The 7740-nt window shown below is 71.5% G+C and carries 8 protein-coding genes; all 8 read right to left on the reverse strand.

Features of this window, described 5'->3' with window-relative positions:
• The coding region (locus A5659_RS22395; protein WP_369829398.1) for a glycosyltransferase family 9 protein at nucleotides 1-296 on the reverse strand (296 nt) is incomplete at its 3' end.
• Nucleotides 287-982, reverse strand: a complete 696-nt coding sequence (locus A5659_RS22400) for an SDR family oxidoreductase (RefSeq protein WP_066881964.1) — start codon at nucleotides 980-982, stop codon at nucleotides 287-289. The genes A5659_RS22400 and A5659_RS22395, both read right to left, overlap by 10 nt.
• A gap of 11 nt (nucleotides 983-993) precedes the next feature.
• On the reverse strand, nucleotides 994-2403 hold the full coding sequence (locus A5659_RS22405) for a PfkB family carbohydrate kinase (protein WP_156749326.1): 1410 nt from the start codon (nucleotides 2401-2403) through the stop codon (nucleotides 994-996).
• On the reverse strand, nucleotides 2397-2966 hold the full coding sequence (locus tag A5659_RS22410) for an SIS domain-containing protein (protein ID WP_067184342.1): 570 nt from the start codon (nucleotides 2964-2966) through the stop codon (nucleotides 2397-2399). The genes A5659_RS22405 and A5659_RS22410 overlap by 7 nt, the downstream gene beginning before the upstream one ends.
• Nucleotides 2963-3976, reverse strand: coding sequence for a glycosyltransferase family 9 protein (locus A5659_RS22415; RefSeq protein ID WP_197498148.1), 1014 nt, complete (start codon nucleotides 3974-3976; stop codon nucleotides 2963-2965). The genes A5659_RS22410 and A5659_RS22415 overlap by 4 nt, the downstream gene beginning before the upstream one ends.
• Complete coding sequence (locus tag A5659_RS22420) at nucleotides 3973-5457, reverse strand: HAD-IIIA family hydrolase (RefSeq protein WP_067184346.1); 1485 nt, start codon at nucleotides 5455-5457, stop codon at nucleotides 3973-3975. Before A5659_RS22420 ends, A5659_RS22415 begins: the two co-directional genes overlap by 4 nt.
• Entirely contained in the window at nucleotides 5457-7097 is a 1641-nt protein-coding gene (locus A5659_RS22425) for a carbamoyltransferase C-terminal domain-containing protein (protein WP_067184350.1), read from the reverse strand. The genes A5659_RS22420 and A5659_RS22425 overlap by 1 nt, the downstream gene beginning before the upstream one ends.
• Nucleotides 7098-7106: 9 nt before the next feature.
• Nucleotides 7107-7740: NAD-dependent epimerase/dehydratase family protein (locus A5659_RS22430; RefSeq protein ID WP_156749325.1), on the reverse strand; the 634-nt coding region annotated here is incomplete at its 5' end.

Raw genomic sequence — 7740 nt, forward strand, 5'->3', positions numbered from 1 at the left:
TCGATGCTCTGCGGTCCGCAGCCATGCAGGTTGATCGCCAGCGCCGGCGGGCCCCCCAGCGGCTGGACGTCGCCCAGCTCGTTGGTGGGCAGCAACTCGTCGATCGCGCCGGTGAGCATGGCCAGGTCGCGGTAGCGGTCGGGGGCGGCGAGCATCACCCGCGCCCCCGGATAGTGTCGCCGCAACCCACGCAGCGCCGGCACCGCCGTGAGCAGGTCGCCGAGCCCCAGGGCGCGCAGCACCACGATCCTGCCCGGCGCACCGGCGTCGAGAGTCGCTGCGCCCCTTAGGGCCACGACGACTCCGTCGAGGCGCAGACCACCATCTCACGCACCTCACAGCCGGCCGGTTGGGAAAGCGCGAAGAGCACGGTCTGGGCGACGTCTTCGGGCTGATTGAGCTTGGCGTCCGCCGGCGGCTTGTACTGCTCGGGGCGCCCGTCGAAGAACGGGGTGTGCATGCCGCCGGGGATCAGTAACGTCACGCCGACCTGTCCGGCCAGCTCGGCCGCCAGCGCGCGAGTGAAACCGACGACCCCGAACTTCGACGCGCAGTAGGCGGTGGCGTCGCTGACCGCCTTGATGCCCAGCGTGGAGGCGCAGGTGACGATGCGCCCCCGGGTGGCCTTCAGGTACGGCAGGGCGGCGCGGATGACCGCGGCCGTGCCGACCAGGTTGACGGCGATGACCTGCTCCCATTCCTTGGCGGGGACCTGCTCGAGCGTGCCGCAGGAGTCGATGCCGGCCGGGGTGAATACACCGGTGATGCGGCCGTTCACCTTGTCGGCCAGGGACTCGACGGCGGTCGCGACCGCACCGGTGTCGGCCAAATCGCAAGCGACATAGGGGACGTCGGCCGCCGGCGGTTTCTTGTCGATCACCAGCGGCAGGCCACCGCGGGCGGATACCGCGGCCACGGTGGCCGCACCCAATCCGGAGGAGCCGCCGGAGATCAGCACGCCTTGAAGCGATTGTTGGTTCATATCAACACCTTTCAGCTATGTTCGCGGCGCGACGTTGCCGCGGCGATCAATCGGGAAGACGAATAGCCCGCCACCGTGGGCAGGATCATCACCTCGCCGCCGTGGCGGTACACCACATCGGCTTCGGGCAGGTCGGCGGCCACATAGTCGCCGCCCTTGACCCAGATGTCGGGTCGCAGATCTTCCAGCATGCGCTCCGGGGTGGGGCCGTCGAAGATGGCCACCGCGTCGACGCAGGCCAGCGCGGCCAGGACGCGGGCCCGATCCGCGTCACGCATCACCGGCCGCCCACTGCCTTTCAGCGCCCGCACCGACGCGTCCGAATTCACCAACACGATCAGCGCGTCGCCGAGTTCGCGGGCCTGCCGAAGCAGTCGGATGTGCCCGGTGTGCAACAAGTCGAAACAGCCGCCGGTGGCTACCAGCGTGCCCCCGCGACGGCGCAGCCGCGCCGCCAGCGCAACCGGGTCGACCGTGCTGGCGTCCTCGAGGCCCGCGGCGCTGGCCAGCACGTCAGATCCCTTGCTGGACACCGGTGTAGACACCGACGCAGCGCCACCGGCGCTGACGAACCGTGCCGCGTCGCCGACCGCGGCTCGCACTGCGGTGACCGCGTCGGCACCGTCACCGAGCGCCACCGCCGCGGCGACCGCGAACCGGTCGCCGGCCCCGCAGACGTCGGCCGCACCCGCCGCGGCGCCCTGCGGGACTCCGATGTGATGGACGCCCGCCTGTGGCAGGTAGACCCGAGCGCCCTGGGCTCCGCGAGTGATGCACACCGCGGCCGCACCCCACCTCTGCAGCAGCAGTTCTGGGCCGTCACCCGGCGATTCCCCACAGAACGCTTGCGCCTCTTCATGATTCGGCGTCACCAGCGCGCATCCGGGTATTGGCGGCGCGCCGCGCGGGTGCGGATCCCAGACGGTGGGTATCCGGCGCGCCGCTTCGGTCAACGCCGTCCGGATTGCCGGCAGCGCGGTCACGCCCGCGCCGTAGTCGGCGACGCAGATCGCCCGGGCGCCGGCCAGGGCGTCGGCGACCTCGGCGGCCACCGGCCGGTCGATCGGGGCGCCGTCACCGCGATCGACCCGAAGCATCGACTGACCGCGGGCCCGGATCCTGATCTTGCTCACCGTCGTCCCGCTCATCGGCAGTGCCAGCACCCGCACCCCCGAGGCGGCCAGCAGGTCGTGCAGCCTTCGTCCCGCGTCGTCGTCGGCGATGCCGGTGATCAACACCACGGCGGTCTCGGTGCGGGCCGCGAGCAGGGCCGCCAGCCCGGCCCCACCCGGCCGCTGTACGAGCCGTTCGGCATCGACCACCGGCACCGGGGCCTCGGGGCTGAGCCTGCTCGCCGAGCCCAAGATATCGATGTCCAGGATCGAATCACCGACGATGACAAGCGGTTTGGTGCTCACGATGCTTCCCGCCGCAATAGGACATCGTCGAGGGCCATGCATAACCCGTGAATCAGCATCAGGTGGACCTCCTGCACGGTCGCCGTGCTGCCGGCGTCCACGCAGATCGCCTCGTCGCACATGCCGGCCAGCTCGTTGGGTCCCCGGCCGGTCAACGCCCAGGTCACCATGCCTACGTCCTGCGCGGCTTTGGCCGCCGCTATCACGTTGCGGCTGGCGCCGCTGGTCGACAACGCGACCAGCACGTCGCCCGCCCGGCCGTGTGCGCGCACCCCGCGCGCGAACATCTCCTCGTCGCCGTAGTCGTTGGCGATCGCGGTCAACGCGGAGGTGTCCGCGTGTAAAGCGATGGCCGACATCGGGATCCGCTCCTCGTGAAAGCGCCCGACCAGTTCCGCGGTGAGGTGCTGGGCCTCGGCGGCGCTGCCGCCGTTCCCGCACGCCAGCAGGCGGCCCCCGCCGGGCAGCACCATCGCCAGCTGACGGCCCCAGCCGCGCAGCCGGGCCGCCTCGGCGCTGGTCCGCCGCACCGCGTCTTGCAGCGCATCGAAGTGCACCTCGATCATGGCTGTCCTCCTTTTACCGCGGCGATCAATTCCGCATCGGTGATGTGGTCCAGGCAGGGGTGCCCGGGTACCGGGCAGACCCGCGCGCGGCTGGCCCGGCACGGCGCGGACTGATCGCCGAGGACGCTGACGTGCGGCCCGTAGGGCCGCCATTGCGCGGCCGGCACCACGGGGGCGAACAGCGACACCACCGGGGTGTTCACCGCGGCGGCCAGGTGGGCCGGGCCGGTGTTGGGGGCGACGACCACCTGCGCCGCCGCGAACACCGCGGCGAGTTCCGCGAGGCTGGTACGACCGCCGAGATCGGCGGCCACATCCCGCGCTACCGATGCAGTCAGCGCGGCCTCGTCGGGGCCGCCCGTGACGACGACGCGGTGGCCGGCGTCGACGAGCGCGGCCACCATGGCCGCGCTGCGCCCCGCACTGGGCCGCCGGGCCGGCACGGCCGCGCCGGGGTGAAACACCACGAACGGCCCGGTCCCGATCTCGGTCGCCAGCCGCGGCGGCACCGGGTCCGTCGCCCGCACGCGCAGCCCGCCGTCGTCGCCCGCGGGCAGGGCGCAACCGGCCGCCCGCACCAGCGACAGCGCCCGCTCCGGCTCGGGGATTCCGTCGGGCACCTGATGCCGCAGGTTCAACAGCGCGCCGGGGTAGTCCACGCAGATGGCGCCCACCCAGGGCACCGCCGCCATGCGGCACAACAGGGCCAGCGGCAGCGGCGACTGATGAAACGACGTGAAGATGTACACCCGGTCGGGGGCCAGATCGCGCAGCTGCTTGATCAGCGCCTCGGCATGCGCGGCGGTCAACTCGGGCGCCTCGAAATCGACCCAGGGCGCCTGCCATTCGACGATTTCGTCGACACCGAGCAGCAGCTCGGCCGCGTCCCGGCCGCGCGGCCCGACCAGCATCGTCAGCCGGTCGTGGTGTGCGGCCACCGCGCGCACTGCGGGACCGGTGATCAGCACGTCACCGGCGCTGTCCAGGCGGGCCACCACGGCGGTGCTCATTGGCAGTCCGAAAGCACCAGGGACACTGCGTCATTCAGCGTCGCGGCCACGCGCGCGTGCTGGCGCGCGTGCTCGACCTCGCCGGGCAGGGTGCGGTCGGTGGGAACCAGCACCGCCCGGGCGCCGGCGGCCAGGGCGGCCCGGACGTCGCCGCCGGTGTCGCCGATCATCACGCAGCGCTGGGGCGGCACGGCCAGGGCCTCGGCCGCCGCCAACACCATGCCCGGCCGCGGCTTGCGGCATCCGCAGCCGTCGGTTGCGTCGTGGACGCACACCTGCCAGGAGTCGAATGGGCCGAGCACGTCGTCCACCCGGTCGTTGACCCTGCTGAGCTGCTCGGCGCTGATCAGTCCGCGCGCCACCCCGGACTGATTGGTCACCACGGCCAGCAGCAGGCCGCGCCGGCGCAGCCGAGCCAGCGCCCGGGCGGCGTCGCGGGTGGGGCGCACCCCCGCCGGATCGTTGAGGTAGGGCTTGTCGACGATCAGGGTGTCGTCGCGGTCGAGGAGCACCGCGAGCGGCGGATCGCGCCGCGCCCGGCGAAACGTCCATTCCCCGGCCAACCGGTGGGCCACCGCGACCGGGGGGATGATCGCGCTGCTCAGCGAAAGCCGCAGCGCCTCAACACCACTGCGTGGTCCGCTCAGCCAGCGCCGGGCGGTGAACTCCACCGTCAACAGCAGCCATAGAGCGGCGGCGCGGCGGGCCGCGCGGCGGCGGCGTAGCAGCGCGGCGCCCAGGGCCAGCGCGCCGGTCAGGGTGGTGGCCGAGTGCGCCGGCAGCCGGCCCGGCCCTTCGCCGATCTGGTCGCGCCAGGACAGTCCGTACTTGCGGCGCAGCAAGGCGTTGTCTCGGTTACCGATCTGCGCCCGCACGCTCGAGCGCCAGGTCGCCGGCGCGACGGGGTGAGTCGAGCGACGTTCGCCGCGCAGAATCGTCCCGCCCGCCAGCACAATCCGCAGCGCCAGGTCGGAATCCTCGCGGTAGGCGCGCGGAAACCGCTCGTCGAATCCGCCGACCGCCACCAGCGCGTCGCGGCGATACGCCATGTCGGCGGTGATCCATCGCGCCGTCGACAACCGCGCGGTCCGGCGCTCGTCGTCGGTGGGGCGACGGTGCGTCGGGACCTCGAGCACCGCCTGCGACCCGACCGCGCCGGCGGCGTCCGCGGCCTTCAGGTCGATGCACAACGCCGACTCCCAATCCGGATCCGGCACCACGTCGTCATCCAGGAAACACACCCAGCGGGTGGTGGCCGCACGCCATCCCACGTTGCGGGCGGCCGCCGGCCCGCGTCCGCCGCTGCGCAGCACCCGCACTCCCAAGTCGTCTCCCAACGCCAAGTCGCGGGGCGGTCCCGGCCGGTCGTCGACCACCACGACCTTCGGCGGCACCGGCCCCGCACCGCGCTTCAGCGCAGTCAGCAAGCGCCGCAGCGAATCCCGACCGATGGTGGGGATCACGAGCGTGTACTCGGGCATCACAGGTACCGCCTGACCAGGTAGGGGCCGAGGGCCAGCACGTCGATCGGTGAACTGCCGAACACCTCGAGCGCGTCGCGCGGTGTGTCCACCATGGGTCGCCCGGCGGTGTTGAAGCTGGTGTTGACCACCACCGGAACTCCGGTGTGTTCGGCGAAGTGGCTGATCGTCGCGTGCAGTAGCGGGTGTTCGGCCTTGTCGACGGTCTGGATTCGCGCGGTGCCGTCGACGTGGGTGACCGCGGGGATGCGGCCCCGCCAGTTTTCGGCGACGTCGTGGACGAACAGCATGTACGGGCTGGGAAGCGGCCCGCGAGTGAAGATCTCGGCCGCCCGCTCGGCCAGCACCATGGGCGCGACGGGCCGGAACTGTTCGCGTCCCTTGACGGCGTTGAGGCGCTCCAGGTTGGCGGGGTGGCGCGGATCGGCGAGCAACGAGCGCCCGCCGAGGGCCCGCGGCCCGAATTCCGCGCGGCCCTGGAACCATCCGATCAACTGGTTCTTGGCCAGTGCGTCACCGACCGCGGTCACCACGTCGTCCGGGCGTTCATAGCGAACGGCGGCGTCGTCGAGCGCGGCCCTGATCCGTTCCTCGGACCAGCCGCGACCCAGCTGTGCGGTGGGCATCGGAGTGATCGGCTCGTGAAACGATGCGGCCAGGCTCAATGCGGCCCCCAGCGCGGTACCCGCGTCGCCGGCCGCCGGTTGCACCCACACCCGCCCGAAACCGCCCTCGGCGTAAATGCGGCTGTTGGCAACGCAATTCAGCGCCACACCGCCGGCCAGGCACAGCGCGTCACCGTCGGTACGCGCGCGCAGCCAGCGAACGAGATCAAGCAGCACCTCCTCGATGACCAGCTGCACGCTGCACGCCAGATCGGCGTGCACCGGGTCCAGGTCCGTCGCATCCGCCCGGCGCCGCGGCGCCAGGCGCTCCCAGTCGATCGGTTCGGTGCGGAAACCGCCGTCATCGCAGGCGTATACCCGGTCGCGAAGCTGGTCGGCGAAGCGTGGCCGGCCGTAGGACGCCATGGCCATCACCTTGTACTCATCGCTGGATCGCACGAAACCCAGGTGCTCGGTGAGGCTTTCGTACAGCAACCCCAGCGAGTGCGGCAGCTGTTGGGCGGCCAGCACGTCGAGCTTCTGGTCGCGATAGGCACCGGCCAGCATCGAGGTGCGTTCCCCGCGCCCGTCGACCACCAACACGGCGGTATCGGGATGCGGGGAGGCCAGCGCCGTCGACGCGGCGTGTGCGACATGATGGCGGACGTGGTGCACGACAGCGGGATTGAGGCCGGGCAGCGCGGTCTTGAGAAACCCGGGCGCGCGCTCGGCGTACAGGGTGCGCAGGTATTCCCAATCCTTGTCGAGTCCGGCGGGGTCGACCGGCTCGTCGTACATCAGCGCTGGGTCGTAGGAGTAGCCGATGGCATCGATCTCTTCGGCGGCGACGCCGGCGTGCTCGAGACACCACCGGATGGCGGCGACGGGAAGCTCCCAGGTGGCGAACGGGACGGCCTGCTTACCGTGCTTGCGCCGGGAAAAGCGTTCCTCTTCGGCGGCCGCCACCACCTGGCCGTCGATAACCAGGGCGGCGGCGGGGTCGTGAAATACCGCGTTGACACCGAGAATTCGCACTGCTTCCTCCTACCGGGTGCGTCGATCAGCGGCCGGGACGAGCTCCTCACCGGATTCCTCGGAAGCGTCGGCCGTGGCGCGGAACCAGTCCACGGTGGTCTTCAACCCGGTGCGATAGTCGACGGTCGGTTGCCAGTCCAGGCGCTCGCGGGCGAGCGTGATGTCGGGGCATCGCCGTTGGGGATCATCGGTGGCCGGCGGGGTGAACAGGATCGTCGACGTGCTGCCGGCGAGGTCGCGGATCAGTTCGGCGGCCGCCAGGACGGTGAGCTCGTCGGGGTTGCCGATGTTGACCGGTCCGCCGAAGTCGCTGTGCGCCAGCGCGAGCAACCCAGCGATGGTGTCGTCGACGTAGCACAGCGATCGTGTTTGCAGGCCGGTGCCCGAAACGGTCAACGGGTCACCGCGCAGCGCCTGGAAGCAGAACGACGGAACCATCCGTCCGTCGCCGGCGCGCATGCCCGGCCCGTAGGTGTTGAAGATGCGTGCCACCCCGACATCAACGCGGCCCAGGCGGCGGTGGGCGAACGCGAGCGCTTCGGCGTACCGCTTGGCTTCGTCGTAGACGCTGCGCGGTCCCACCGGATTGACGTTGCCCCAATATGATTCGTGTTGGGGGTGCACCTCGGGGTCGCCGTACACC

This window comes from Mycobacterium sp. 1165196.3, from assembly GCF_001673415.1.
Lineage (GTDB): Bacteria > Actinomycetota > Actinomycetes > Mycobacteriales > Mycobacteriaceae > Mycobacterium > Mycobacterium europaeum_A.